Source organism: Ralstonia sp. 24A2 (assembly GCF_051783885.1).
In the GTDB taxonomy this organism is placed as follows: Bacteria; Pseudomonadota; Gammaproteobacteria; order Burkholderiales; family Burkholderiaceae; genus Ralstonia.
The window spans coordinates 464,766-489,842 of the sequence record NZ_JBPVZD010000001.1 but is presented as its reverse complement, the minus strand read 5'-3'; the positions used below and the strand labels follow the sequence as shown (position 1 = coordinate 489,842).

The 25,077-nt window shown below is 63.0% G+C and carries 24 protein-coding genes; 7 read left to right on the top strand and 17 right to left on the bottom strand.

Annotated elements, in window-relative coordinates; translation table 11 throughout:
* Positions 1 to 9: 9 nt before the first annotated feature.
* The 3 genes from ACS13N_RS02260 to ACS13N_RS02250 form a co-directional block, all read right to left on the bottom strand.
* The gene (locus ACS13N_RS02260) at positions 10 to 966 is read right to left on the bottom strand and encodes a DUF4892 domain-containing protein (RefSeq protein ID WP_438930160.1); all 957 of its coding nucleotides are present in this window, start codon (positions 964 to 966) and stop codon (positions 10 to 12) included.
* A gap of 95 nt (positions 967 to 1,061) precedes the next feature.
* Entirely contained in the window at positions 1,062 to 2,744 is a 1,683-nt protein-coding gene (locus ACS13N_RS02255; RefSeq protein ID WP_438930159.1) for a diguanylate cyclase, read from the bottom strand.
* Position 2,745: 1 nt separating this feature from the next.
* Positions 2,746 to 3,744, bottom strand: coding sequence for an NAD-dependent epimerase/dehydratase family protein (locus ACS13N_RS02250; RefSeq protein WP_438930158.1), 999 nt, complete (start codon positions 3,742 to 3,744; stop codon positions 2,746 to 2,748).
* A gap of 59 nt (positions 3,745 to 3,803) precedes the next feature.
* On the opposite strand from ACS13N_RS02250, the gene ACS13N_RS02245 reads away from it, so the two are divergent.
* From ACS13N_RS02245 to ACS13N_RS02235, 3 genes are all read left to right on the top strand, one after another.
* Positions 3,804 to 4,853, top strand: a complete 1,050-nt coding sequence (locus tag ACS13N_RS02245) for a CDP-6-deoxy-delta-3,4-glucoseen reductase (RefSeq protein ID WP_438930157.1) — start codon at positions 3,804 to 3,806, stop codon at positions 4,851 to 4,853.
* A gap of 270 nt (positions 4,854 to 5,123) precedes the next feature.
* Positions 5,124 to 6,311 carry an acetylornithine transaminase gene (locus ACS13N_RS02240; RefSeq protein ID WP_438930156.1) on the top strand — a complete coding sequence of 396 codons (1,188 nt, stop codon included), beginning with the start codon at positions 5,124 to 5,126 and terminating at the stop codon, positions 6,309 to 6,311.
* 79 nt (positions 6,312 to 6,390) lie between these two features.
* Positions 6,391 to 6,867 carry a GNAT family N-acetyltransferase gene (locus ACS13N_RS02235; RefSeq protein ID WP_438930155.1) on the top strand — a complete coding sequence of 159 codons (477 nt, stop codon included), beginning with the start codon at positions 6,391 to 6,393 and terminating at the stop codon, positions 6,865 to 6,867.
* Between the two features lie 67 nt (positions 6,868 to 6,934).
* Here ACS13N_RS02235 and ACS13N_RS02230 read toward each other — a convergent pair whose 3' ends face one another.
* The 7 genes from ACS13N_RS02230 to ACS13N_RS02200 form a co-directional block, all read right to left on the bottom strand.
* Complete coding sequence (locus tag ACS13N_RS02230; RefSeq protein WP_438930154.1) at positions 6,935 to 7,651, bottom strand: ABC transporter ATP-binding protein; 717 nt, start codon at positions 7,649 to 7,651, stop codon at positions 6,935 to 6,937.
* A gap of 16 nt (positions 7,652 to 7,667) precedes the next feature.
* Complete coding sequence (locus ACS13N_RS02225) at positions 7,668 to 8,444, bottom strand: ABC transporter ATP-binding protein (protein WP_438930153.1); 777 nt, start codon at positions 8,442 to 8,444, stop codon at positions 7,668 to 7,670.
* A gap of 13 nt (positions 8,445 to 8,457) precedes the next feature.
* Positions 8,458 to 9,585, bottom strand: coding sequence for an ABC transporter permease subunit (locus ACS13N_RS02220; RefSeq protein ID WP_104657092.1), 1,128 nt, complete (start codon positions 9,583 to 9,585; stop codon positions 8,458 to 8,460).
* 13 nt (positions 9,586 to 9,598) lie between these two features.
* Positions 9,599 to 10,534 carry a branched-chain amino acid ABC transporter permease gene (locus tag ACS13N_RS02215; RefSeq protein ID WP_048934552.1) on the bottom strand — a complete coding sequence of 312 codons (936 nt, stop codon included), beginning with the start codon at positions 10,532 to 10,534 and terminating at the stop codon, positions 9,599 to 9,601.
* A 231-nt stretch (positions 10,535 to 10,765) separates the two neighbouring features.
* Positions 10,766 to 11,974 (bottom strand): branched-chain amino acid ABC transporter substrate-binding protein, encoded by a 1,209-nt coding sequence (locus tag ACS13N_RS02210; protein ID WP_438930152.1) that lies wholly within the window; start codon positions 11,972 to 11,974, stop codon positions 10,766 to 10,768.
* A gap of 464 nt (positions 11,975 to 12,438) precedes the next feature.
* On the bottom strand, positions 12,439 to 13,413 hold the full coding sequence (gene ispH, locus ACS13N_RS02205; RefSeq protein ID WP_438930151.1) for a 4-hydroxy-3-methylbut-2-enyl diphosphate reductase: 975 nt from the start codon (positions 13,411 to 13,413) through the stop codon (positions 12,439 to 12,441).
* Positions 13,413 to 13,892: an FKBP-type peptidyl-prolyl cis-trans isomerase gene (locus tag ACS13N_RS02200; RefSeq protein WP_438930150.1), complete on the bottom strand. Its 480-nt coding sequence runs from the start codon at positions 13,890 to 13,892 to the stop codon at positions 13,413 to 13,415. Before ACS13N_RS02200 ends, ispH begins: the two co-directional genes overlap by 1 nt.
* Before the next feature lie 123 nt (positions 13,893 to 14,015).
* Here ACS13N_RS02200 and radC point away from each other — a divergent pair, with 123 nt between their 5' ends.
* The 4 genes from radC (at position 14,016) to nadB (ending at position 17,067) form a co-directional block, all read left to right on the top strand.
* Positions 14,016 to 14,690 carry a RadC family protein gene (radC, locus tag ACS13N_RS02195; RefSeq protein WP_438930149.1) on the top strand — a complete coding sequence of 225 codons (675 nt, stop codon included), beginning with the start codon at positions 14,016 to 14,018 and terminating at the stop codon, positions 14,688 to 14,690.
* Positions 14,691 to 14,870: 180 nt separating this feature from the next.
* A complete protein-coding gene (gene rpmB, locus ACS13N_RS02190) occupies positions 14,871 to 15,104 on the top strand; it encodes a 50S ribosomal protein L28 (protein ID WP_004631999.1) in 234 nt (77 codons plus the stop codon).
* A gap of 14 nt (positions 15,105 to 15,118) precedes the next feature.
* Entirely contained in the window at positions 15,119 to 15,289 is a 171-nt protein-coding gene (rpmG, locus tag ACS13N_RS02185; protein ID WP_003262397.1) for a 50S ribosomal protein L33, read from the top strand.
* A 176-nt stretch (positions 15,290 to 15,465) separates the two neighbouring features.
* Positions 15,466 to 17,067, top strand: coding sequence for an L-aspartate oxidase (gene nadB, locus ACS13N_RS02180; protein ID WP_438930148.1), 1,602 nt, complete (start codon positions 15,466 to 15,468; stop codon positions 17,065 to 17,067).
* 18 nt (positions 17,068 to 17,085) lie between these two features.
* Here the strand turns inward: nadB and nadC are convergent, their stop codons facing one another.
* The 7 genes from nadC to purN all read right to left on the bottom strand — a co-directional run bounded on the left by nadC (position 17,086) and on the right by purN (position 24,883).
* Positions 17,086 to 17,973: a carboxylating nicotinate-nucleotide diphosphorylase gene (gene nadC, locus ACS13N_RS02175; RefSeq protein ID WP_438930147.1), complete on the bottom strand. Its 888-nt coding sequence runs from the start codon at positions 17,971 to 17,973 to the stop codon at positions 17,086 to 17,088.
* A complete protein-coding gene (gene nadA / locus ACS13N_RS02170; protein ID WP_438930146.1) occupies positions 17,970 to 19,118 on the bottom strand; it encodes a quinolinate synthase NadA in 1,149 nt (382 codons plus the stop codon). The genes nadC and nadA overlap by 4 nt, the downstream gene beginning before the upstream one ends.
* Positions 19,119 to 19,308: 190 nt before the next feature.
* Positions 19,309 to 20,499 carry a DesA family fatty acid desaturase gene (locus tag ACS13N_RS02165; protein ID WP_199033149.1) on the bottom strand — a complete coding sequence of 397 codons (1,191 nt, stop codon included), beginning with the start codon at positions 20,497 to 20,499 and terminating at the stop codon, positions 19,309 to 19,311.
* 371 nt (positions 20,500 to 20,870) lie between these two features.
* Positions 20,871 to 22,235, bottom strand: a complete 1,365-nt coding sequence (locus ACS13N_RS02160; RefSeq protein WP_438930145.1) for a mechanosensitive ion channel family protein — start codon at positions 22,233 to 22,235, stop codon at positions 20,871 to 20,873.
* 25 nt (positions 22,236 to 22,260) lie between these two features.
* A complete protein-coding gene (locus ACS13N_RS02155; RefSeq protein ID WP_438930144.1) occupies positions 22,261 to 22,830 on the bottom strand; it encodes a phospholipase D family protein in 570 nt (189 codons plus the stop codon).
* Entirely contained in the window at positions 22,827 to 24,236 is a 1,410-nt protein-coding gene (locus ACS13N_RS02150; RefSeq protein ID WP_438930143.1) for an RsmB/NOP family class I SAM-dependent RNA methyltransferase, read from the bottom strand. Before ACS13N_RS02150 ends, ACS13N_RS02155 begins: the two co-directional genes overlap by 4 nt.
* Positions 24,233 to 24,883 (bottom strand): phosphoribosylglycinamide formyltransferase, encoded by a 651-nt coding sequence (purN, locus tag ACS13N_RS02145; protein WP_438930142.1) that lies wholly within the window; start codon positions 24,881 to 24,883, stop codon positions 24,233 to 24,235. Before purN ends, ACS13N_RS02150 begins: the two co-directional genes overlap by 4 nt.
* Positions 24,884 to 25,077: the final 194 nt, after the last annotated feature.

Below are 25,077 nucleotides of genomic sequence, written 5' to 3'. Positions count from 1 at the left end.
CATTGAGACTTACTGCAGGACGAGCTCGACGCGCCGGTTCCTTGCGCGTCCGGGCTCGGCGTCGTTGCTGGCGACAGGTGCCAGCGACGCCACACCCTTGCCCGACAAGCGCCCCGCCGCGATCCCGTACTGCGAAGACAGCGCCTTCGCCACCGCATCCGCACGCTGCTGCGACAACTCCTGGTTGTGCGCAAACTGCCCCTGGTTGTCGGTGTGCCCGACGATGAATACCTTCAGCGCGGGCGCCGTCTTCAGCAATTGCGCCATCTGGTCGAGCTGTGCCTTGGATTCCGGCTTGAGCGTCGCCTTGTCTGTGTCGAAATAGACGCCGTACAGCGCGACCTTGCCATCGCTCTGCAGAGCCTTCTGCAGGGCTGGCGCGTCCAACAACCGCACTTGCCCCGTCTGCATGGCCTGCCCGTCGACCACCTGCTCGTAGACATACGCACCACCATTGCCTGAAGTGCTTGCTTCCATCACGTGCAGGAACACCGTGGTGGTGCCCTGCGCGTTGGCACGCTGCGCCAGAATCGCGCGATGGGGTGGGCCGAACGATGCGTCACCAAACCCCGTCGGGGCGACCTTGTTCGCGTTGTGCACGTAGCCGCCAAATCGGCTTCCGCAGGCATCGTTCGCACACTGGAACAACACCTTGAACTCCGATTTGGCCAATGCCTGCTCGTAGTTGCGCGTAATCTCCAGCGCGCTCTTGTCGCCAGGAATCCGGTAGCTGATGTAGGTGATCTTGCCCTCGGTCTTGAGCACCTTCGGGTTGTGGTCGTCCTCGATAGGGGCGTTGGGCAAGACGGCCTCATCGAAGCTCGTCACCTTGTAGGCGGCGATCGTCGCGCCGGCAAAGCGCCCCAGCGCCGGATGGTCCTTGGACCCTTTGATATCGGCAGCATGCGCCAGCGCGGTGGCACCCAACAGCGGCAGCACCGCCAATACGGACAAGCGATTCGACAAAATTTCCTCCGAAGCACGATCGACACGCGCCATCTGGCGCGTCGGCCGAGTATAGGAAGCCGCCCGCCGCGTTGTGTTATGCCGTCTTAACCTGTTTAACCCGCAATGTGCCGGTTGCGCCCGCTCTCCTTGGCGCGGTACAGCGCCAGATCGGCGCGCTTGAGCATCTCCGATGCCGTGTCGCTGGCACGGTGGCTCGTCATGCCCATGCTGACGGTCATGGTCAGGCCGGTGGGGAAGCTCTCATCGGGCTCGGCCACAGCGGTACGCAGGCGCTCGGCCACTTCGGTGGCCTCCTCCATCGTGGTGCGGCCCATCACGATGGCGAACTCCTCGCCCCCAAGGCGGCCAACGAGATCGCTGCTGCGCAGGGCACTGGTCGCCAGCGAGGCAAAGCGCTGCAGCGCCATATCGCCCACCGCGTGGCCCCATGTATCGTTGATGCGTTTGAAATGATCCAGATCGGCCAGCACCAGCACGAGTGGTTCACCACGGTTGTGGGCCCGCGTGAGCACCGTATCGAACAGCGCAAGGAAGCGGCGCCGCGTCAGCACACCCGTCAGGTGATCAAAGTGCGCCTCGTTGGCGAGCGCGCTGTTGGTACGCTGCAGCCGCTGGTTCAGGTGGCGCGTGAGGCGGTGGTGCTGCCGCTCGCGCACCAGTGACCACGCCACCAGAACGAAGCTCAACAGCACGCTCACGAACAGCACGAAACCGATCACGCGATTGCGGTCATGGTTGGCCATCTGCTGAGACCACGCCGGCAGCGGCTCGGCCACCACGATCGTGAGGTCCGCGCTGGCGTTGCGCGACACGGTCAGCGAAGGTGTGGCCACGCCATCTCGCCAGGTCAAGGCATTGCGCACCTCCACCGGCACCCAATTGGGCACGTCACGGCGCGACTGCGTCATCGATCCGTTCGGGTGATATGGCCAAGCATCAAAATCGACACGCTGATACGCGTTGTAGCGCTCGCTGGCACTCATGTGCTGCAGGTGCGAGTCCGGCAAGATCTTGCCCACCAACGATGCATCGGTCGACAGGATGATGAGCCCGTTTGGATCGGTCAGCAGCGAGGTCGGATGCGACACCCAGTGCTGCAGGCGCGTGAGGCTCACCTTGGTGGCCATCGCCGCCACGAGGTAACCCGCGTCGTCATACACCGGCGCCGCGAAGAACAGGCCCGGCACGGCAGTCACCATCCCCACGGTGAACTGCTCGCCCAGCCCGCCTAGCATCGCCTCTTTCATATAGGGCTGCATGGCCGACTGCACGCCGAGGAACGATTCGGCGTGGCCGGCGTTGTTGGCCAGCACCACGTAGCCGCGCTGGTCGACGACCCACACGTAGTCCAGCCCGAGATTCCCCGCGGCGGTGCTCAGGAAGGCGCTGGTATCCACAACCTCCGGATGCGTCAACGCCTCCTTCGCGCGCGAGCCCTGGTCCATCAGGTTCCAGCGTCGCGTGTCGACGCGGTCCACGGCACGCGGGATGGCTTTGATCTGCGCGAGCGTCTGCGGAACGGCGCGCAGCAGCGCCACGTCGGCAGTGATCTGGTTTGACATGCCCTCGGCCACCTGCGCAGCCAGTTGGCGGCGTGCATCCACCATCTGTTGCACATCGCGCGCGCCCATTGCATCGGCCACCATGTTGGCGGCAAACCAGCACAGCACCACACCCACTGCCAAGCCCGCCAGCACAAGTGCAACGCGCACCATGCGCTTGCGCTCGGTGGGCGAAGCCGGTGCGGGTGTTGATGTGGGCGCGGGCTCAGCCATGTCAGGCCTCACCTTGCAGGAAGTCGGCCACGGTCGGATAGCGCAGTGCCACACGCAGTTCGTGCGTCAGGCGCGCATTGCGCAGCCGGCGCGATTCGCTCATGAAGGACAGCAGCGACGGCTCGATCTGCGCAACGGCTTCGGCCCGGGAGATGCGCGGCGGCCGCTGCAAGCCGCGCGCATCGGCCACGGCATCGAAGTAATCACCCATGCGCAACTCGGAGGCATCGCTCGCGTGTACGACACGCTGCGCACGGCCGCGCACCAACGCTGCGATCAACGCGCGCGCCAAGTCGTCGGCATGGATATGGTTGGTGTAGACATCGTCTTCTGCGCGCAGAGCAGGCGTGCCGCGCTGCAGGCGCGCCACCGGCAGGCGGTCGGCGGCATAGATGCCGGGAATGCGCAGGATCGACGTGCGCCAGCCGCCGCCCACACCAAACCAGCGCACCCGGCGCTCCGCCGCCACACGACGCTGGGCACGCGCGGTAGCCGGGTTGACCGGGCGAGATTCGTCCACCCACGCGCCGGCCGCATCACCATAGACGCCGCTGGTGCTGGCATACACGAACGACCGCGCTTGGAGGCGGGTTTTCAAGCGGCCTGTCAAGCCACCAAACCGGCGCGCCCGGTCGGGTAAAATGCGTTGTTTTGTGCCTCGGGGCAGTTGACCTGGACGGGCCAATGCATGCAGCAGCGCGGCGGTACGCGGGTCGTCATCACCAGTGGACGGTGGCGGTGCCAGGTGCAGCACGCGGGGGCTCAAGCCTCGCAAGCGTCGCAGCGATGCGGCATCGTCCAGGTTGGCCAGGACCGGCACGGCGCCGGCTTCGCGCAACGGTGCGCAGCCATCCTGACGTGAGGTGACGGCAAAGACGCGAAAACGCGTGCGCAACATTGTCAGGCAACGCTGGCCGACATCGCCGCAGCCGACGATGAGCACGCTTGGTGCCCCCAGGCGGGACATGGATTTCGGTGGCCGGGCTCTTGCCGGGGTCATGATTGGACGTGCCGCAGCAAGGCGACCAGACACTCTTTTCAACATATTCGGATTGTAGTATGGCTTACCAGATCAACGTGCTGCCCAGCGGCCGCCAGTTCCAGGCCGAAGACGGCGAGACCATCCTTGCAGCAGCGCTGCGCCAGGGCATCGGCCTGCCGTACGGCTGCAAGAACGGCGCATGCGGCTCGTGCAAGGGCCACGTGCGCGAAGGCTCCATCGTGCAGGGCAATCATTCGCCCAATGCGCTCTCCGCCCAGGAAGCCACTGAAGGCCGCGCGCTGTTCTGCTGCGCCACCCCCGCCACCGACGTCACCATTGAAGTGCGCGAAGTGCAAGGCGCCGGCGACGTGCCCATCAAGAAGATCCCGTGCCGTGTGGCATCGCTGGAAAAGGCCGCGCCGGACGTCACCATCGTCAAGCTGCAACTGCCTGCCACCGAGCGTATGCAATTTCTGGCCGGGCAGTACGTGGAATTCATCCTGCGCGACGGCAAGCGCCGCAGCTACTCGATTGCCAACCCGCCGCACGAAGAAGGCCCGATCGAGCTGCACATCCGCCACATGCCGGGCGGCGCATTCACCGATTACGTCTTCGGCGCCAAGGAAGGCGCGCCGGCCATGAAGGAACGCGACATCCTGCGCTTCGAAGGCCCGCTCGGCAGCTTCTTCCTGCGTGAAGAATCCGACAAGCCGATCATCCTGCTGGCCTCCGGCACCGGTTTCGCACCCATCAAGGCCATCGTCGAGCATGCCCAGTTCATCGGCAGCACGCGCCCGATGACGCTGTACTGGGGCGGCCGTCGCCCGCAAGATCTGTACATGCATGCCAAGGCCGAGGAATGGGCGCGCACGATCCCCGGCTTCACGTACGTGCCGGTCGTCTCCAACGCCCTGCCCGAAGACGCCTGGACGGGCCGCACCGGCTTCGTCCACCAGGCGGTGATGGCCGACCACCCAGATCTGTCCAACCACGAGGTGTACGCCTGCGGCGCGCCGGTGGTGATCAACTCGGCCCGCGCGGACTTCGCTGCCCAGTGCAAGATGCATCCGGACGCGTTCTTCGCCGATTCGTTCACCTCGGAGGCAGACCTGCACCCGGCGGGCTAACGTTGCACAAATCCAAAGACCGTCGAAATTTCGTTTTGACTTGACTTGGCATCCGTCTTATTCTTGCGCCTTATGAACCACGCCCTGCACCTCCGACGCCGCCGTACGTTGCTCCCTCCGGGAAGCCGCGCGGCTGTCTGCTGATTGCATATCGGGTTCACAGGATTCGACGATCACAAGGCCACGGGCTCACCCCGTGGCCTTTGTCTTTTTCCAACTCGCGTTTTTCCACGTTTTCATCTTCCTGCCGCCTTTTTCTGGAGCACTGCCATGGCGTTTGCTGACTACCCCGTCCAGTCCCTGATGTACATCACCAACCGGCCCGAAATCGTCTTCACCGAAGGCAAGGGCTCGTGGCTGACGGATCACAACGGCAAGCGATACCTGGACTTCGTGCAAGGCTGGGCGGTCAACTGCCTCGGCCATTCGAACGACGGCATGATCGAAGCGCTCAACGCGCAGGCCAAAAAGCTCATCAACCCGAGCCCGGCCTTCTACAACGAGCCGATGGCCAAGCTGGCCGGCCTGCTGACCGCGCACAGCTGCTTCGACAAGGTGTTCTTCGCCAACAGCGGCGCCGAAGCCAACGAAGGCGCCATCAAGCTCGCGCGCAAGTGGGGCAAGAAGCATAAGAACGGCGCCTTCCAGATCATCACGTTCGACCACAGCTTCCATGGCCGTACGCTCGCCACCATGAGTGCATCGGGCAAGGCCGGCTGGGACACCATCTTCGCACCGCAGGTGCCGGGTTTCCCGAAGGCGATCCTGAATGACATCGCATCGGTGGAAGCGCTCATCACCGACGAGACCGTCGGCGTGATGCTCGAACCGGTGCAGGGTGAAGGCGGCGTGCTGCCGGCCACGCCGGAGTTCATGCAGCAACTGCGCGCGCTGACCAAGAAGCACAAGATCCTGCTGATCGTCGATGAAGTGCAGGCGGGCTGCGGCCGCTGCGGCACCCTCTTCGCCTATCAGCTCTCGAACATCGAGCCGGACATCATGACGCTGGGCAAGGGCATCGGCGGTGGCGTGCCGCTGTCGGCGCTGCTGTGCACGGATGAAGTGGCCAGCTTCGAAGCCGGCGACCAGGGCGGCACCTACAACGGCAACCCGCTGATGACGGCCGTCGGTTGCTCGGTGATCGAACAACTGCTCGCCCCGGGCTTCCTGGCCGGTGTTGAGGAGCGCGGCGCCTACCTGCGCAAGCAACTGCTGCAGCTGTCGGAAGAATTCGGCCTGGCTGGCGAGCGCGGCAACGGTCTGCTGCGCGCCCTGCTGCTCGGCAAGGACATCGGCGGCCAACTGGTCGAATCCGCACGCGAGATGAACCCGACGGGCCTGCTGCTCAATGCGCCGCGTCCGAACATCCTGCGCTTCATGCCGGCGCTGAACGTGACGACCGAAGAAATCGACACGATGATCGGCATGCTCCGCACGCTGCTCAAGGCGCACGCTTAAAGCTAGACGCATCACCCAGGGCGGCGTGCAATGCGTCGCCCTTCATCGCTCCACCGCTGTTTCCCATTCGAGGTTTGCCATGGCCGCAACGCATGTTGTTCCGGCCACGGGGATCGTTTTGTCCGACGATCCTGCGTGGCTCCCGCTGGACGAGATCTACGGTTTCCTCTCGCAGGAAACGCATTGGGCCCGCGGTCTGCCGCGCGAAGTGTTCGACCGATCGATCGCCAATTCGCTGTGCTTCGCTGCCTACTCCCTGAACGATAACGGCACGCACGGTGAGCTCGTAGGCTTCGCACGCGCCATCACCGACCGCGCGACGTTCGCCTATCTGTGCGACGTGTTCGTGCTGCCCGAGTGGCGCGGCAAGGGTGTCTCGCACTCGCTGATGGATTTCCTACGTGAGCACCCCGAACTGCAGACCCTACGCCGCACGGTGCTGGTCACCACGGGCGCCGACTGGCTCTACCGCAAGCATGGCTTTACCGACGTGCCGGAAGGGATCGGCTTCATGCAACTGCATCGGCCGAACATCTACAAGACGGCAGCCGCCTGAAACGCCGGGCACACGCCAAAGAAAAAGCCCCGCAGTTGCGGGGCTTTCTCATGGTACTGCGAGGTACTTATTCGCCCAGGTAGGCGGCACGTACCTTCGGATCATCCAGCATCTGCTTGGCATCGCCGCTCATGGTAATGAGACCGGAGTCCATCACGTAGCCGCGGTGCGCTGCCTGCAGTGCCAGGCGCGCGTTCTGCTCGACGAGCAGCACGGTCACGCCTTGCGCCGAGATGTCACGCACCACCTCGAAGATCTTCTCCACCATGATCGGCGAGAGACCCATCGACGGTTCGTCCAGCAGCAGCAGCTTTGGTTGGCTCATCAGCGCGCGCGCCATGGCCAGCATCTGCTGCTCGCCGCCCGACATCGTGCCGGCCAGCTGGTTTGCACGCTCCTTCAGGCGCGGGAAGATGCCGAACATGCGGTCGATGTCGGCCTTGATCTGGGCATCGTCGTCGCGCGTGAAGGCGCCCATCTGCAGGTTCTCGACGATGGTCATGCGCGCGAACACGCCGCGGCCTTCCGGCACCATCGCCAGACCCTGCTTGAGCAGGTTGTAGCTCGGTACGCCCTTGATGGACTTGCCCAGATACTGCACGTCACCAGCGGCCCAGCCCTGCAGGCCGGTGATGGCCTTCATGGTGGTCGTCTTGCCGGCGCCGTTGGCACCGATCAGCGTGACCAGCTCACCTTCGCGAATCTCCAGATCCACGCCCTTGACTGCCTGGATGCCGCCGTAAGCGACCTTCAGGCTGTCGATCTTCAACATTACTGGTTTCATATTCCGTTCCTCTGCGTCAGTGCGCTGACGCGCCGAGGTAGGCCTCGATCACGGCCGGGTTGCTTTGTACTTCGTGCGGCAGGCCTTGTGCGATCACCTTACCGTAGTCCAGCACGGTCAGGCGGTTGCACAGACCCATCACCAGCTTCACGTCGTGTTCGATCAGCAGGATGGTTTTGCCGTCGGAACGGATCTTGTCGAGCAAGCCACGGAGTTCCACCTTTTCCGTGGCGTTCATGCCGGCAGCCGGTTCGTCCAGGGCCAGCAGCTTGGGCTGCGTAGCCAGGGCGCGCGCGATCTCCAGACGACGCTGGTGACCGTACGACAGGTTGCGCGCCGTGTAGTTGGCGTACTTGCCGATGCCGACGTAGTCCAGCAGGTCATGCGCCCAGTCTTCGATGGAGGCTTCTTCCTCACGTGCGGACTTGGTGCGGAACACTGCGCCGATCAGGCCAGCCTTGGTGCGCACGTGGCGGCCGACCATGACGTTTTCCGCCGCAGTCATGTCGCCGAACAGGCGGATGTTCTGGAACGTACGGGCGATACCGGCCTTGGCCACCTCGTGCACGGCGGTCGGCTGGTAGGGCGTACCGCCCAACACGAACTCGCCGGCGTCGGGCGTGTACAGGCCCGTGATGACGTTGAAGAACGTGGTCTTGCCGGCGCCGTTCGGACCGATCAGACCGTAGATTTCGCCTTCGCGAATTTCCAGGCTCACGTCGGACAGCGCTTGCAGGCCACCGAAACGCTTCTGCACTCCTCGGATCGAGAGGAGGACGTTGTTATTGCTCATGTGCGTGCCTCCATCAGATACGGGACAGTCCACCAGCCCGCTGCTTTTGCGGACGGTCTTCCTTGCGCGGCGAGGGCCACAGGCCCGACGGGCGATACAGCATCACCACCACCATCGCCAGGCCGAACAGCAACTGACGAAGCACTTCCGCTTCAACGATCACATGACCAAATAGCTTGTTCTGCACCGGCTCAGCCAGCGCACGCAGCAGCTCTTGGAAACCCACCAGCAGGATGCCGCCCAGGATCACGCCCGGGATATGGCCCATGCCGCCCAGCACCACGATCGCCAGGATGTAGATCGACTCCCACAGCACGAACGATTCCGGCGACACGAAGCCCTGGAACGACGCGAACATCGCCCCCGACACACCACCGAACGACGCACCCATCGCAAAGGCCAGCAGCTTGATGTTGCGCGTGTTGATGCCCATCGCCTTGGCAGCGATTTCGTCTTCACGCAGCGCCACCCATGCACGACCGATACGCGAGTTCTGCAACCGCAGGCACACGATGATGATGATCGCTGCCAGGAGCACGAACAGGTAGTAGTACATGTAGACCGAGTCGAAGCGGATGCCGAAGAAGTCATGGCGCTTCGAGAAGTCGAACCCGAAGATCTTGACCGGCTCGATCAGGTTGATGCCCTTCGGACCGTTGGTGATGTTCACCGGACGGTCGAGGTTGTTCATGAAGATCCGGATGATTTCACCAAAGCCCAGCGTCACGATGGCGAGGTAGTCACCGCGCAGCTTCAGCACTGGCGTGCCCAGCAAGATGCCGAACAATGCCGCCAGCCCAGCACCCAGCGGAATCACCCACCAGACGATGAGGTGCAGCCCATTCGGGAACAGGTTGTGGATCCACTCGAACTGATTGGAAAGGTGCGGCGAGCCCAGCAGCGCCATCATGTAGGCGCCCACCGCGTAGAACGCGATGTAACCCAAGTCGAGCAGGCCGGCAAAGCCCACCACGATGTTCAGGCCCAGGGCCAGCATGATGTATAGCAGTGCGAAGTCCAGCACGCGCACCCAGTAGTTGCCACCTGCAGCACCCACGATGAACGGCGCGAAGATCGCAAGGATCAGGAAGCCGTACAGCGCGGCGCGCGTCTTCATCGGCGCTTTGAAATTTTCTGTCATGGCGCTCCCCTTCTTATGCGCGGTCCGCAACGCGTTCGCCCATGATGCCGGACGGGCGGAACAGCAGCACGCCAATCAGCACGATGAACGCGAACACATCCTGGTAGTTCGAACCGAACACACCGCCAGTCAAGTCCCCGATATAGCCGGCACCCAAAGCCTCGATCAGGCCCAGCAGCATGCCGCCCACCATGGCGCCTGCCAGGTTGCCGATGCCGCCCAGCACTGCGGCGGTAAACGCCTTCAGGCCAGGGATGAAGCCCATGTAGAAGTGGGCATTGCCGTAGTTGGTCGCCATCATCACGCCCGCGACGGCTGCCAGGGCAGCACCGATCATGAACGTGGCGGAGATCACGAAGTTCGGGTTGACGCCCATCAGGCCTGCCACACGCTGGTTCTCGGCGGTAGCGCGCATGGCGCGGCCGAGCTTGGTCCGGTTGACCAGCAGGATCAGCCCGATCATCACCAGGATAGCCACCACGATGATGACGATTTCCTTGCCGGTGATGGTCGCGCCCGTGGAGCCGATATCAATCGGGCTCGAAGGCAGCAGCTGCGGGAAGGTCAGCGGGTTACGCGACCAGATCATCATCGCCAGGGTCTGCAGCACGATCGACACGCCGATGGCGGTGATCAGCGGCGCCAGACGCGGCGCATTGCGCAGCGGCCGGTAGGCAACCCGTTCGATGGTGTACGCCACGATGGCACAGACCGGCATTGCAAACAGCAGCGCAATGACGAGCGTGAGCCAGTCAGGCAGATTGGGGAAGTACTTCTGGAGGAAGTTGATGGCGGTCAGCGCGGACATTGCACCGACCATCAGGACATCGCCGTGGGCGAAGTTGATGATGCCGAGAATACCGTAGACCATGGTGTAGCCAAGTGCGATCAGCGCGTAAATGCTGCCGAGCACCAGGCCGTTCACGATCTGCTGGATAAAGATATCCATGAGAACAGCTCCTGCTATGCCTTGCTTTGTTGTAGGCGACGGGATGGCGCGCCCGCAAGGTATGCGATCAATCGGATGGGTAAGGTGAGGTTGCTGGTAAGCGGCCTGCCGAACGCGCCCATGGTGAGGGCCTTGTATGACTGGCTAGGCTATAAAAAACGGCACCGCAAGGGTATGCGCGGTGCCGTTTTTAAGGGCAAATCGTAATGAGAATCGCCCTTCGATTACTGATTACATCTTCACAACGTCAAGGACGGTCTTCTTCTTGTCCTTGTAGTTGTACAGGGTGATGGAGCCTTGCTTCAGGTCACCCTTCTCGTCAAACGAGATGTTGCCGATCACGCCGTTGTAGTTGGTTGCCGGCATGGCAGCCAGGATCTTGGCCGCATCGGTCGAGTTGGCGCGCTTCATCGCGTCGATGATCACGTTGACAGCGTCATACGTGAACGGTGCGTAGATCTGCACCGGCGTGTGGAAACGGTCTTGGTACTTCTTGTCGAAGTCCGCGCCCTTTTCCATCTTCGACAGCGCCAAGCCTGCTTCCGAGCAGACGATGTTGTCGATGGCGTCGCCAGCCAGTTCAGCAACCTTGTCGGTACACACGCCATCGCCGCCGACGATCTTGGCGGTGATGCCAAGTTCCTTGGCTTGCTTGGCGAACGGACCGCCGGTGGCATCCATGCCGCCGTACATGATCACGTCCGGCTTCTTGCCCTTGATCTTGGTCAGAATGGCCTTGAAGTCGGTGGCCTTGTCGTTGGTGGCTTCACGTGCCACAACGCTTACGCCGTCCGCCTTCGCGGTCTTCTCGAACTCGTCGGCCAGGCCCTTACCGTAGGCGGTGGCATCGTCAACGATGGCCACGGTCTTGGCGCCCAGGGTCTTGGCGGCGTAGTTCGCCAGTGCCGGACCTTGCTGCGCGTCAGTTGCAACCACGCGGTAGGTCGTCTTGAAGCCTTGCTTGGTGTAGTCGGGGTTCGTCGACGACGGCGAGATCTGCACGATGCCTGCATCGCTGTAGATCTTGGAAGCCGGGATCGAAACGCCCGAGTTCAGGTGGCCGACGACGGCAACAACCTTCTCGTCAACCAGCTTCTGCGCCACGGCGGTGCCGGTCTTCGGGTCGCCCGCATCGTCTTCACCGACCAGTTCCAGCTTGATCTTCTTGCCGTCGATGGTCAGGCCTTCCTTGTTGGCTTCTTCAACGGCCAGGCGTGCACCGTTTTCGTTGTCTTTGCCAAGGTGAGCAATACCGCCCGTGAGCGGAGCCGCGTGACCGATCTTGACGACGGTCTCGCCGCCGCCAGCAGCAGCGGCCGGAGCCGACGTTGCTGCAGGTGCAGCAGCTTGGTCTGCGGGCTTTTCCTCGTTCTTACCGCAAGCTGCTACGAGTGCCACGGCAGCCGCAAGCGGCAGAACTTTGGCAAACTTGATTTGCATGAGTGATCTCCTAGATCTCGCAAGAGCAAGAAGAGCGTCCTGCCTCCCGGCCGCTCCCCCTGCGCCGATTGTTTCAATTTGAAACGCGCGAATTGTATCCCCTTTTTTTGCGGATGCAATACGCGTCGCAACAACGATTTTTACAGTAACTACGCCGCTTTACGGGCTTTCCCCAATGCCCAAACAGGCGTCATTTCGCGCAGGCATTCGCGAATGGCAGACAGGCATATCAAGAAGCATGCCAGAGTAGGGGAAACCCTGTATTTACGCGGCTTGGCGGGCGATCCGCACGGTAAATCAAGGCTTTACAGGCATTGAAGCCGTTTTTGCGATGCACAAAACAAAACGGCCACTCCAGTTAGAGTGGCCGTTCGCATGTCAAAAGCGCTTTATGCACCGCATTAGGGCGCACCGCTTTTGTGCGCGCATTACCCACAATTAAGTGGGCATTTACATAATCGACTTCAATTGATTTGAAGCCCCCTCGGAAGAGGGAAGGACATGTTTTCTTGAATACCCTCGAGCGGACGCACGGTGCGCGCCCCCAGGGCCTTGAGTCGATCGACAATCGACTGTGCCAGTTCTTCCGGTGCCGAAGCGCCTGCCGTAAGACCCACACGGCGCTTGCCGGCCAGCCATTCAGGTTTCACCTGCTCGGGCGTATCCACCATATAGGCAGGCACACCCAGCTTTTCGGCCAGTTCGCGCAGGCGATTCGAGTTGGAGCTGTTCGGGCTGCCCACCACGATCACCACCTCCACCTGCGGCGCCATGAACTTCACGGCGTCCTGGCGGTTCTGCGTGGCGTAGCAGATGTCCTGCTTCTTCGGTTCGTTCACGGCAGGGAAGCGCGCCTTGATGGCGGCCACGATCTCCTGCGTCTCGTCCACCGACAGCGTGGTCTGCGTGACATACGCCAAGCGCGTCGGGTCCTTCACCACTAGATGCGCCACGTCGTCCACCGACTCGACGAGCAGCATGCCGTCGTCGGCCTGGCCCATGGTGCCTTCCACCTCGGGATGGCCCTTGTGGCCGATCATGATGATCTCGAAGCCCTGCGAGCGCATCTTCGAGACTTCGACGTGGACCTTGGTCACCAGCGGGCACGTCGCATCGAACACGCGCAAGCCGCGCGCCTCTGCCGCCTCGCGCACCGCGCGGGACACGCCATGCGCGCTGAAGATGACCGTGCCGCCCACCGGCACATCGTCCAGCTCCTGCACGAACACCGCACCCTTGTTACGCAGATCGCCCACCACATAGGCGTTGTGCACGATCTCGTGGCGCACGTAGATCGGCGCACCAAACAGTTGCAGCGCGCGCTCGACGATCTCGATGGCACGGTCCACGCCGGCACAGAAGCCACGCGGCTGCGCGAGCAGAACCTCAGCATCGATCTGGGTAACTGGGTCGACCGGGGTGTTCATGGTGGTGCTCATTACAGAATGCCGATCAGCTGGACTTCGAACAGGATGGTCTGCCCAGCCAGCGGGTGGTTGAAATCGAACAGCGCGGAGGTCTCGCCAATCTCTTTCAGCACGCCGGCGTACTTGCCGCCGCTCGGTGCATTGAACTCGACGAGATCGCCCGGCTGGTAGTCCTCTTCAAACGAGGAGTTCTCGCGCAGCGTGGCCAGCGACACGCGCTGCAGCAGCTCGGGATTGCGCGGGCCGAATGCATGCTCGGGCGCTAGGCGGAACGTCGTGCGCTCGCCCTCGCGCATGCCGAACAGCGCCTGCTCCAGCGTCGGCGCCAGTTGGCCCTGGCCAAGCAGCAGCGTCGCGGGCTTGTCACCAAAGGTGGTGACGACGTCCGTGTCGTTTTCCAGGGCAACGCGGTAGTGCAGCGTCAAATAGGAATCCGCCCCAACTACCTTGTCTGCGCCGCTTGCCGACGCCTGATTCGTCAAATCTTGCACGCTCAACCTGCTTGACCAAAAAGTAACCCGTTATTGTACGTCAGCCCTCCCTCCGGTCGCTGGCGCGGCGCCTGCTCCACACGGCTGCACACGGGCGTCAACGCCCCCCTTACTATTATCTATATGGCAATTGTCGACTGGCCCGTCCACGAGCGGCCGCGTGAAAAACTGCTCGCCCATGGCCCGAGCATCCTGTCGGATGCAGAATTGCTGGCCATCTTCCTGCGCGTTGGCATGCCAGGCAAAAGTGCGGTCGACCTGGCGCGTGAGTTGCTCGCGCATTTCGGCTCGCTCGGGCGGCTCTGCCACGCCTCGCGGCAAGAGTTTTCGTCGATCAACGGAATGGGACCTGCCAAGTACGCGCAACTACATGCGCTGCTGGAAGTCGCCAGGCGTGCGCTCAAGGAAGACATCACCCACGGCCAGACCTTCGAATCTCCGCAGAGCGTGAAGGATTTCTTGCGCCTGTCGCTGGGCCACCGCCCGCACGAAGTCTTCGCCTGCCTGTTTCTGGATGTGCGGCACCGGCTGATTGCCTGGGAAGAGTTGTTCCGTGGCACGCTGACCGAAGCCCGCGTCTACCCGCGCGAGATTGCCAAGCGCGCTCTACATCACAATGCGGCGGCCGTCATCCTCGCCCACAATCACCCGACTGGCCACGCCGAGCCCAGCGAATCCGATATCGTCCTGACCCGCGAGTTGTGCCGCGCGCTGGCGTTGCTTGACGTGATCGTTCTGGATCACATGATCGTCGGCCGGACCACGGTCTACGGTTTTCTGGAGCACGGCAAGATGTAGCGCAGACGCCGCATCGCGCGTTGCTCAACGGCAATCCACTGATCTCGTTGATTTGCCAGCGGTTTTGTGTGTATAATCCGCGTTTCGCTGAAGTCCCACCTCTACAGTGGCGCTGCGCTTGGTTTTGGTCCCAGCGCCCGGTCGCAAACTGTAGCCAACGAATTTTGTTAGGAGTGCTCCATGGCACGCGTCTGTCAAGTGACCGGGAAAGCGCCGATGGTCGGCAATAACGTTTCCCACGCAAACAACAAGACCAAGCGCCGTTTTCTGCCGAACCTGCAGAACCGCCGCTTCTGGGTCGAATCCGAAAACCGCTGGGTGAGCCTGCGCGTCTCGAACGCCGGTCTGCGCCTGATCGATAAAAAAGGCATCGACGAAGTGCTCGTGGATCTGCGCGCACGCGGCGAAGTCTAATTAGGAGTTAAATCATGGCCAGCAAAGGCGGACGCGACAAGATCAAGCTGGAATCGACCGCAGGTACGGGTCATTTCTACACGACCACCAAGAACAAGCGCACCAAGCCGGAAAAGATGGAGATCATGAAGTTCGATCCCGTCGCCCGCAAGCACGTCGCTTACAAGGAAACCAAGATCAAGTAATCCTCGCGATTGCATATCTTGCTTCCGTCGGCACGACCGACAGCAAAAACCCGCTTCAAGGCGGGTTTTTTGTTGCCTGTCGTTTAGCGTACGCTGGGGTGTACACTGCTCCCCTTTCCGATTGACACGCGACTGTGTTACCGCCAGCCGCGTTTGCCCAGCGTCTCGCGTCTTCCATGAATTTCGATGTTGCCGTCGTCGGCAGCGGCCTGGCGGGCCTGACCGTCGCCCTGCACCTCGCCGATCACCGCCGTGTGGTCGTCATCAGCAAACGCAGCCTGCCGGAAGGCGCCAGCGATTGGGCACAGGGTGGCATTGCCGCTGTGCTCGATTCGAGCGACAGCCATGACGAACACGTCGACGACACGCTCATCGCCGGCGCTGGCCTCTGCGACGAAGCGGCCACGCGCTACATCGTCGAGAACGGGCGTTCAGCCATCGAATGGCTGATCGGACACGGTGTGCCGTTCACGCGCGATGAACAGGCTGAACTCGGCTTCCATCTCACGCGCGAAGGCGGCCACCGCCGTCGACGCATCATCCACGCAGCAGATGCCACCGGCCATGCCGTGGTAACAACGCTGGTGGAAAAGGTGCGCAATCACCCGAACATCACGCTGTTGGAAGACCATTTCGCGATCGACCTGATTACCGATGCGAAGCTGGGCCAACCGGGCATGCGCTGCCACGGCCTGTATGTGCTCGACTGCAAGAGCGGCCGCGTCAAAACGCTCACTGCCAGTCAAACCGTGATGGCCACAGGCGGTGCGGGCAAGGTCTATCTCTATACGACGAACCCAGACACAGCCAGCGGCGACGGCATTGCCATGGCATGGCGCGCAGGCTGCCGCGTGGCGAACATGGAGTTCATCCAGTTCCACCCGACCTGCCTATATCACCCGTTCGCCAAGTCCTTCCTGATTACCGAAGCCGTGCGCGGTGAAGGCGGCAAGCTGATCCTGCCGGATGGCACGCGCTTCATGCCCGCGCACGATGAACGAGCCGAATTGGCGCCGCGCGACATCGTCGCCCGCGCCATCGACTTCGAAATGAAGAAGCGCGGCCTGGACTGCGTCTACCTGGACATCAGCCACCAGAGCCCGGCGTTCCTGAAAGAGCATTTCCCGACCATCCTGGCGCGCTGCCTGGAACTGGGCATCGACATCACGCGCGAGCCGATTCCGGTGGTGCCGGCCGCGCACTACACGTGCGGCGGCGTGGTGACGGATCATCTCGGCCGCACCGACATTGCCGGCCTGTACGCAGTGGGCGAGACGGCCTACACCGGTCTGCACGGCGCCAACCGGCTGGCGAGCAATTCGCTGCTGGAATGCATGGTGATTGGGCGCGGTGCGGCGGAAGACATCCTCGCCCAACCGCAATCGAAGCCGACGACGATTCAGATGCCGGCGTGGGATGAAAGCCGCGTCACGGATGCCGATGAAGATGTCGTCGTCTCGCACAACTGGGATGAGCTGCGCCGCATGATGTGGAACTACGTCGGCATCGTGCGCACGAACAAGCGGCTCGAACGCGCGCAGCACCGCATTGCCCTGCTGCGCGAAGAGATTGCCGAGTACTACAAGAATTTCCGCGTGAGCCACGACCTGCTGGAGCTACGCAACCTCGTCGAGGTGGCCTCGCTCATCGTCGATGGCGCGCTGTCACGGCATGAAAGCCGCGGTCTGCATTTCTCGCGCGACTACCCTGAGACGCTGCCCAAGGCACTGCCGACGGTCATGCAGCCGACCCACCGGCAGATCGCCCGCAAGAACTAAGCGGGCTGATTCAACCGCTTATTCGACAATGCGCAGAGAGTAGTCGGTCGCTTGCACGTCCTTCGTGAGCGCACCGACGGAGATGCGGTCCACGCCCGTCTCGGCAAACGTGCGAATCGTGTCGATGTTCACGCCACCGGATACCTCCAGCAGTGCCCTGCCCGCGGTCACGCGCACAGCCTCGCGCATGGCAGGCGGTTCGAAGTTGTCGAGCAGCACGGAGGTGGCGCCGGCCGCCAGCGCTTCATCGAGCTGCGCGAGCGTTTCCACTTCCACCTGGATCGACACGCCGGCATTCAGCGCCTGCGCCGCGCGCAGGGCCGCCGTCACGCCGCCCGCTGCAGCGATGTGGTTTTCCTTGATGAGGATGCCGTCGTACAGCGCTAGGCGCTGGTTCTCGCCACCACCGATGCGCACAGCGTACTTCTGCGCCAACCGCAGACCGGGCATCGTCTTGCGCGTATCGAGCACACGAGCACGGGTGCCTGCGATGACATCGGCATAGCGCGCCGTTGCGGTCGCCACGCCGGAGAGCAGTTGCAGGAAATTCAGCGACGGGCGCTCGGCGGTCAGCAGCGAACGCGCCGGGCCTTCGATCTCGCACACCACCGAATCGGGCGCCATGCGATCGCCCTCCTGCTGGCGCCATGTCACGCGCAGCGCCGGATCCACCGCGCGCATGCAGGCGTCGAACCAGGGCGTGCCACACAGCACGGCGTCTTCACGCACGATCACGCGTGCGCGCGCATGGCGATCAGCAGGAACCAGCAAGCCAGTGCGATCACCTGTGCCAACGTCCTCGGCAATCGCGGCAGTCACATTGGCAGCCAGCGCTTCACGCAGCGCCGGGCCAAAGCTATCGAAAATCGCCTGTGCGGCGTTCACGTTCATCTGAGTCACCGTCATGCTGGACCAATTCCTTGAAAGAGCTGTGCATTGGCCGCCAGATCACCCTGCGGCCGGACCCCGGCTTTCTCGCGTGCGGAGAAGTCCAGCATGCGGTCAATGCAGACCACGGCTTGTTTGCCGATGGCCGGATCGACGTGAATTTCGTTGGCGCCGGTTTCCAGTACCTCGGCCAGATTCGTGAGCGCATTCATCGCCATCCACGGGCAGTGCGCGCAGCTCTTGCAGGTCGCACTGTTGCCAGCGGTCGGCGCTTCGATGAAGTGCTTGCCCGGTGCGGCCATGCGCATCTTGTGCAGGATGCCGTTGTCGGTCGCGACGATGAATTCCTGCGCCGGCAGCGACTGTGCCGCTGCAATCAGCTGCGAGGTCGAGCCAACCACGTCCGCCTGTGCCACCACAGATGCCGGCGACTCCGGATGCACGAGGATCTTCGCGTTCGGGTGCTCAGCGCGCAGCAGGTCCAGCTCCACGCTCTTGAATTCGTCATGCACTAGGCACGAGCCCTGCCACATCAGCATGTCGGCGCCGGTCTGCTGCTGGATGTAGTTGCCGAGATGGCGGTCCGGCGCCCAGAGGATCTTCTTGCCCTGCTCGTGCAGGTGCTTCACGATCTTCAGACCGATGGAGGACGTCACCATCCAGTCCGCACGCGCCTTCACAGCAGCACTGGTGTTGGCATAAACGACCACGGTGCGATCCGGATGCGCGTCACAGAAAGCCGCAAACTCATCCGGCGGGCAGCCGAGATCCAGCGAGCAGGTCGCATCCAGGTCCGGCATCAGCACAGTCTTTTCCGGGCTGAGGATCTTGGCGGTCTCGCCCATGAAGCGCACACCCGCCACCACCAGCGTCTTGGCCGAATGGTCGCGGCCAAAGCGCGCCATCTCCAGCGAATCCGACACACAGCCGCCGGTTTCCTCGGCTAGGTCCTGCAGATCGGCATCCACGTAGTAATGCGCGACCAATACAGCCTCGCGCTCCTTGAGCAGCCGCTTGATGCGGGCCTTCAGTTCATCGCGCTCCTCGCGCGACAACACGGGCGGCACCTTGGCCCAGGCGTGCGCTACGCAGCTGGCGCCGGACTGCGCCTCGGTGAGCATGTCCGGGCGATCGAATTCAACCGTCTTGATGTGTGCTTCCATGATGGTCTCCCCGTCCGGGCAGGACGCCGAGAAGCTGGCGTGGCAATGAAACGGACGGCGTGTGAGGAGGACTCGTACCGCGATGCGCTCTCGTGGGCGATTCGTGCGGCCAGTTAAATGTGTGATCTGCCAGTTTACCCAAAAGAAAAGCCCCGCTGCGGAGCGGGGCTTCACCTATGAAACAGGAAACTCAGGCGTAGCGGCGCAAACGCAGGGCAAATTCCTGCAGTGCGTGGATACCGCTTTCCTCGGCGCGCTTGCACCAGTCCTGCAATTGGTGCAGCAGTTGCTCACGCGTGGCGTTCGAACGACCCCAGAGGGCGCCCAGTTCGCGGCGCATCTCAACAAAGGTGTGCAGCGACGAGTGGTCCGACACGATTTGCGAGAGCTGCTCGCGCTGCGGCGCGCCCAGCTTGGTTTCGTCGCGGTGGAACCACTTACGGGCCGGCTTCAGCGCACGGTATTCGACGTCGCGCGAGTCCTTCAGCTTGGCCAGTTCCTGACGGTAAGCCGCCTTGACGGTCTTGGCATAGCGGGCCATGACGTCGTAGCGGTTGGCGATGATGGCTTCCAGCGTGTTCTGGTCAACCGGCTTCGCATCCACAAAGCGTGCCTTGGGCGCCACTTTCTTGACCTTGGCCAAGCCAACGATCTCCAGCGCGCGGATGTAGCCCCAACCGATGTCGAACTCGTACCACTTGACCGAGAACTTGGCTGACGTGGCGTACGTGTGGTGGTTGTTGTGCAGCTCTTCGCCGCCGATGATCAGGCCCCACGGCGACACGTTGGTCGAAGCGTCTTCGCAGTCGAAGTTGCGATAGCCCCAGTAGTGGCCCAGGCCGTTGATGATGCCGGCGGCGTTGATCGGAATCCACAGCATCTGCACCGCCCACACCGTCAGACCGATCGCGCCGAACATCAGCACATCCAGGATCAGCATCAGGCCAACGCCCTGCCACGTGAACTTGGAATACAGGTTGTGCTCGATCCAGTCGTCCGGCGTGCCGTGGCTGAACTTCTGGATGGTTTCCTGGTTCTTGGCCTCGGCGCGATACAGCTCGGCGCCTTCCAGTAGCACCTTGCGGATGCCGCGCGTCTGCGGGCTGTGCGGATCGTCTTCGGTTTCGCACTTGGCGTGGTGCTTGCGGTGGATGGCGGTCCACTCACGGGTGACCATGCCGGTGGTCAGCCACAGCCAGAAGCGGAAGAAATGCGCGGGAATCGGATGCAGATCCAGCGCACGGTGCGCCATGCAGCGGTGCAGGAAAATCGTGACAGCGGCGATGGTGATGTGGGTCACCACCAGCGTGAAAATCAGGATTTGCCACCAAGCCCAATCCAGGGTGCCGTTGGCAAGGAAATTCAGAAAGGAGTCGATCAAAGTGTTCTCCGTGGTCAACTCGGGGTGATCAAGGCAGACTAGGTCGAAAGCGACGTTGCTGCCTCTTAAGGCCATCCGCTGTCGCGGCGTTGCGACAGTGGGGTCGTCTTGGCGGGGAATCGGGTGTTGGCACCCGGCTTGCGCGTCACATCTGCGAGCGTTCTGTCGCCAATGATATGACCTCCGCCCCTGCGCAATACAAGGCTTTTGCGGCGCTTTGTCGCTAGAGCTAAGCCTTTGCGACGAGCCGTCTGATCCTTTGTGGGAGCATCCAACATTTTAACTGAATAGCCCCTCTATTCCATGAGGGAAAACCGTCAGTTTGACCCAAAACAAAGGGGCATCGTTCCTGACGACAGTGTGCTAGACCATCAGGTCGGCACTGATGGATTGGCAGATGGGGCGCCTGCATCACCTGGGGCACCCTGCTGCAGTGCCAGCGGCCCAAGTACGCGCACTTCACGCTGTGGGTACGGAATCTCGATCCCCGCCTCCTTGAAGCGGCGATAGATGGCACGGTTCAGGCCGGACTGCACACCCAGCTTGCCGTTGTGCGGGTCACTGATCCACACGCCCAATTCGTACTCGATACCGCTGTCGGCAAACAGTGCCATGAACGCGGCCGGCGCCGGATCGGCCAGCACGCGCGGAACGCCCTCGGCGCATTGCACAAGCAGCGCGAGTACGACTTCCGGGTCCGCCGCATACGACGCCTGCACGCGCACCGCCACACGCACCATGCCGCGCTCGTTATGGTTCTGCACGGCCTGCGCGACCATCAATTCGTTTGGCACCAGCGTGTCGCCATCGCCGTTGCGCACCACGGTGTAGCGCGTGCGGATCTGCGTGACGATGCCGGTATAGGTGCTGACCGTGATCTGGTCGCCCAGCTTGAGCGAGCGCTCCAGCAAGATGATGAAGCCCGACACATAGTTGCTGGCAATCTTCTGCAAGCCGAAACCCAGGCCCACACCCAACGCACCGCCAAACACCGACAGCACCGTCAGGTCGATCCCCACCAGCGACAGGTTCAGCAGCAGCGACACCAGCAGCAGCACCGCCTTGGCCACGCGCGACAACACCACCTTCAGGTTGGCGTCGAGCGCCTTAGCCTGCGTGATGCGGTTATCCAGCCACGAACCGAACCACATCGCGACCAGCACGGTGAGCAGGATCCACACCGCACCCATCAGCATGGCTGCGAGGCTCACCTTCTGCTTGCCGCCGATCGCGAACCGGATGCCATCCAGATAGTCGACCACGTCGCCCAGCACACCCAACACGTAGAGCACCGTGCCGATCCACATCAGCGTGGTCAGCACGCGCTGGACGAGCACCAGCATGCCGTGCAGCTCACCGTTGGCCGACAGCACGCGGCGCAGCACGTAGAACGCGAGGTAGAGCATCGTCAGGCCGAACAGCGGCACGGCGGCCAGCCGGAACACGCTGATCGGCATGATGCTGACCAAGGCATAGCGTGCCCCGAGCACCAGCAGCCAGCCGATCAGCGGGAACATCGCCCGCTCCAGGCTCGACCACGCAAAGCGCAGCGCGAACGTGTCATTCACGTGGCCGGCATGCAGGCGCCGCGCGATCGGCCGCGCAATCAACCAGGCGGCGCCCAGCAGCAGCACCAGCACCACGAGTTGCCAGATGAAGCGCGGGCCACCCAGATCGGAGACGATGTCGCCAATCATGTGGCCCAGTGCGATGTGGTTCAGTGGGAGTCCGTTCATTGAGGATGGCTGCTATTGCGCACGCTCATTGGGCACGATACGGCAACGCATCACCCACATGCTTCTGCCAGTTGGCGGCGTAACGCTGCGCGAGGTCCGCATCGCCGCGCACGATCAACACGTTCTCGGCGTTGCCGCGCTGCGCGGTCTGTGTGAAGTTGAAGCTGCCGGTCACCAGCACCGGATGCGACCCGCGCGGGTCAACCACGATGACCTTGTTGTGCGCGTTCTTGTAGCGCACCTCCAGCCACACAGGAATGCCGGCGTTGGCGATCTCGGGCACACGGCTGCCACCCGAGCGCGTCATCTGCTCTCGGTCGGCCAGCACGCGAACGTCCACACCACGCTGATGCGCGGCCAGCAACGCCCGCGTGATCGCCTTGTTCGAGAGCAGGTAGGCCTGCACCAGTACCTGCTCGCGGGCCTGGTCGATGGCATCTGCCAGCAGCCCTTCGATGTCGTCGTCCGGCGTGAACGCGGCCTGCACCGTGCCCTTCGCCGGCTGCACCGGCGGCGTGTTGCGCGCCTGGGCGATGCCGCCGGCGCTGAAGGCCAACGCAGCGGCCAACAGCAAACCCAACCGGCGCATCCTCATGCGCGACGCTCCAGCACGGCAGCAAAGAAGCCATCGGTCTGGTGCACTTGCGGATACAGCTCCAGGTACGGGCCCATCTCCAGCGCGATCTTCTGCGCGGCCAGCACCTCGCCGACGGGCACGAGCACGAAGTCTTCATGGGCGGCCAGGAACTGCTCGACCACCTGCTGGTTCTCACGCGCCAACACACTGCAGGTCGCGTAGACGAGGCGGCCCCCCGGCTTCAACAGCCGTGCCGCCGAAGCGAGGATCGACTGCTGCTTGGTCGACATCTCTTCCACCGCCTGCGCGGATTGGCGCCACTTCAGGTCCGGATTGCGACGCAGCGTACCCAACCCGCTGCACGGTGCATCGACCAGCACGCGATCGATCTTGCCAGCCAAGCGCTTGATCTTGGCGTCGTGTTCGCTGTCGATGCGGCTCGGATGCACGTTCGACAGGCCGCTGCGAGCCAAGCGCGGGCCCAGATTGCTCAAGCGTTTTTCCGACACGTCAAAGGCGTACAAGCGCCCCGTCGAGCGCATCGCCGCGCCGATCGCCAGCGTCTTGCCGCCTGCGCCCGCACAGAAGTCCACCACCATCTCGCCGCGCTTGGGGGCAAGCAATTGGCACAGCAGCTGGCTGCCCTCGTCCTGCACCTCGACCGTGCCGTTGGTGAAGATCTCGAGCTTGTTCAGCGCCGGCTTGCCCGCCAGGCGAATACCCACCGGCGACAGCGGCGCCACTGCGCCTTCGATACCGGCTTCGGCCAGCGTGGCAAGCACCGCATCGCGCTCGCCCTTGAGCGTGTTGACGCGCAGGTCCAGCGGTGCCGGCGTCAGCCAGGCTTGGGCCAGCGTCTCGGTAAATTCGGCGCCGTGCTGCGCGACCAGCGCGTCGAACAGCCAGTCCGGCAGGTTGGCGCGCACGCGCGGCGCCAAAGCAGCACGATCTCGGAGTTCCCAGCGGTCCAACCACTCGGCTTCGACCGGCGTCAGGAACGGGGCGATGGCCTCGCGGCCGGCGGTCTGCAGCAGACCGAGCACCACCAGACGACGGCGTGCCGGGCCGGAGCCACTCTCAGCAAACTGGCCGAATTCGACCTTGCGACGCAGCACCGCAAATGCCGCCTCGGCGATGATGCCGCGCTCGCGGTGGCCCAGTTCGTGGTGTTCACGGAAGTACTGGCTGACGACCATGTCGGCCGGTGCAGCAAAGTGCAACAGGCGGGCGAGCACCTTGTCCAGGTGTTCGAAATGGCTGCCGTGCACGCCCGTGCGGGGGCGCGGGGCGCTGCGTTGCTGGGGCTTGCCCTGCGGCGCGCGATACCACCCACCACCACCCGCGCCGTGACCTGAACTCTGGCGCTTGTTGCCGCCACCGCTGTTACCACCGCCGTTGCGCGAACGCTGACGATCCTGACTCATGCTGCCTCCTGGGCGTCAACGCCAATGACAAGTTGCGACGCGTCCGGCGAAACCCGGACCACGCCTTGTTCGACGCGCAAGCGCCCTTCCACAAACCAGCGCACGGCACGCGGATAGATCACATGCTCCTGCGTCAGCAGCCGCCCGGCGAGCGACTCCGGCGTATCACCCTGCCGCACTTCGATGGCGGCCTGCAGCACGATCGGTCCGTGATCCAACTCGGCGGTCACAAAATGGACCGTCGCGCCGTGCACCTTCACGCCCATGGCCAGCGCCTGTTCGTGCGTATGCAGACCGGGGAAGCACGGCAGCAGCGACGGATGAATGTTCAGCATGCACCCGCTGTAATGATTGACGAAGCCCGGCGTCAGGATGCGCATGAAGCCCGCCAGCACCACCAGATCGGGCGAAAACCCGTCGACGACCTGCGCCAGGGCGGTATCAAAACTGTCGCGGTCGGGAAAGCCCTTGTGGTCGACCACCGCGGTGGCAATGCCGTGCGAGGCGGCAAATTTGAGGCCGGCGGCGTCGGGACGGTTGGAGACGACGGCGGCAATGCGCCCGGGCCAACCCTCGGCCTGACATGCGCGAACGATGGCTTCCATATTCGAGCCACGTCCGGAAATGAGAATGACGATGTTTTTCATCGCGGCATTTTATCAAGTGCGCCGCTCTCCCCCGAGAAAATCCGCTATGACGGCCCGGGGTGGCGCCTGCATGGCCGTGCCAGGCCCACTTTTGCCGCTAGCGTGGTATTTAGCCGACGGGCTTCAGCAAAATCCCTCCCGTGCCGATAAAAACGGGCGGGGCAGGCGTGAAGGCGTTGGCACGCCGCGCTGCG

What these genes read in the sequence shown, in the direction of transcription:
- purN (WP_438930142.1), bottom strand. Translation starts at nt 24,883, where the DNA reads ATGAAAAACATCGTCATTCTCATTTCCGGACGTGGCTCGAATATGGAA.
- ACS13N_RS02220 (WP_104657092.1), bottom strand. Translation starts at nt 9,585, where the DNA reads ATGACAGAAAATTTCAAAGCGCCGATGAAGACGCGCGCCGCGCTGTAC.
- ACS13N_RS02155 (WP_438930144.1), bottom strand. Translation starts at nt 22,830, where the DNA reads ATGAGGATGCGCCGGTTGGGTTTGCTGTTGGCCGCTGCGTTGGCCTTC.
- ACS13N_RS02160 (WP_438930145.1), bottom strand. Translation starts at nt 22,235, where the DNA reads ATGAACGGACTCCCACTGAACCACATCGCACTGGGCCACATGATTGGC.
- ACS13N_RS02250 (WP_438930158.1), bottom strand. Translation starts at nt 3,744, where the DNA reads ATGACCCCGGCAAGAGCCCGGCCACCGAAATCCATGTCCCGCCTGGGG.
- nadB (WP_438930148.1), top strand. Translation starts at nt 15,466, where the DNA reads ATGAATTTCGATGTTGCCGTCGTCGGCAGCGGCCTGGCGGGCCTGACC.
- ACS13N_RS02215 (WP_048934552.1), bottom strand. Translation starts at nt 10,534, where the DNA reads ATGGATATCTTTATCCAGCAGATCGTGAACGGCCTGGTGCTCGGCAGC.
- ACS13N_RS02150 (WP_438930143.1), bottom strand. Translation starts at nt 24,236, where the DNA reads ATGAGTCAGGATCGTCAGCGTTCGCGCAACGGCGGTGGTAACAGCGGT.
- ACS13N_RS02225 (WP_438930153.1), bottom strand. Translation starts at nt 8,444, where the DNA reads ATGAGCAATAACAACGTCCTCCTCTCGATCCGAGGAGTGCAGAAGCGT.
- ispH (WP_438930151.1), bottom strand. Translation starts at nt 13,413, where the DNA reads ATGAGCACCACCATGAACACCCCGGTCGACCCAGTTACCCAGATCGAT.
- nadA (WP_438930146.1), bottom strand. Translation starts at nt 19,118, where the DNA reads ATGGAAGCACACATCAAGACGGTTGAATTCGATCGCCCGGACATGCTC.
- nadC (WP_438930147.1), bottom strand. Translation starts at nt 17,973, where the DNA reads ATGACGGTGACTCAGATGAACGTGAACGCCGCACAGGCGATTTTCGAT.
- radC (WP_438930149.1), top strand. Translation starts at nt 14,016, where the DNA reads ATGGCAATTGTCGACTGGCCCGTCCACGAGCGGCCGCGTGAAAAACTG.
- ACS13N_RS02235 (WP_438930155.1), top strand. Translation starts at nt 6,391, where the DNA reads ATGGCCGCAACGCATGTTGTTCCGGCCACGGGGATCGTTTTGTCCGAC.
- ACS13N_RS02230 (WP_438930154.1), bottom strand. Translation starts at nt 7,651, where the DNA reads ATGAAACCAGTAATGTTGAAGATCGACAGCCTGAAGGTCGCTTACGGC.
- rpmB (WP_004631999.1), top strand. Translation starts at nt 14,871, where the DNA reads ATGGCACGCGTCTGTCAAGTGACCGGGAAAGCGCCGATGGTCGGCAAT.
- ACS13N_RS02255 (WP_438930159.1), bottom strand. Translation starts at nt 2,744, where the DNA reads ATGGCTGAGCCCGCGCCCACATCAACACCCGCACCGGCTTCGCCCACC.
- ACS13N_RS02245 (WP_438930157.1), top strand. Translation starts at nt 3,804, where the DNA reads ATGGCTTACCAGATCAACGTGCTGCCCAGCGGCCGCCAGTTCCAGGCC.
- ACS13N_RS02240 (WP_438930156.1), top strand. Translation starts at nt 5,124, where the DNA reads ATGGCGTTTGCTGACTACCCCGTCCAGTCCCTGATGTACATCACCAAC.
- ACS13N_RS02210 (WP_438930152.1), bottom strand. Translation starts at nt 11,974, where the DNA reads ATGCAAATCAAGTTTGCCAAAGTTCTGCCGCTTGCGGCTGCCGTGGCA.
- rpmG (WP_003262397.1), top strand. Translation starts at nt 15,119, where the DNA reads ATGGCCAGCAAAGGCGGACGCGACAAGATCAAGCTGGAATCGACCGCA.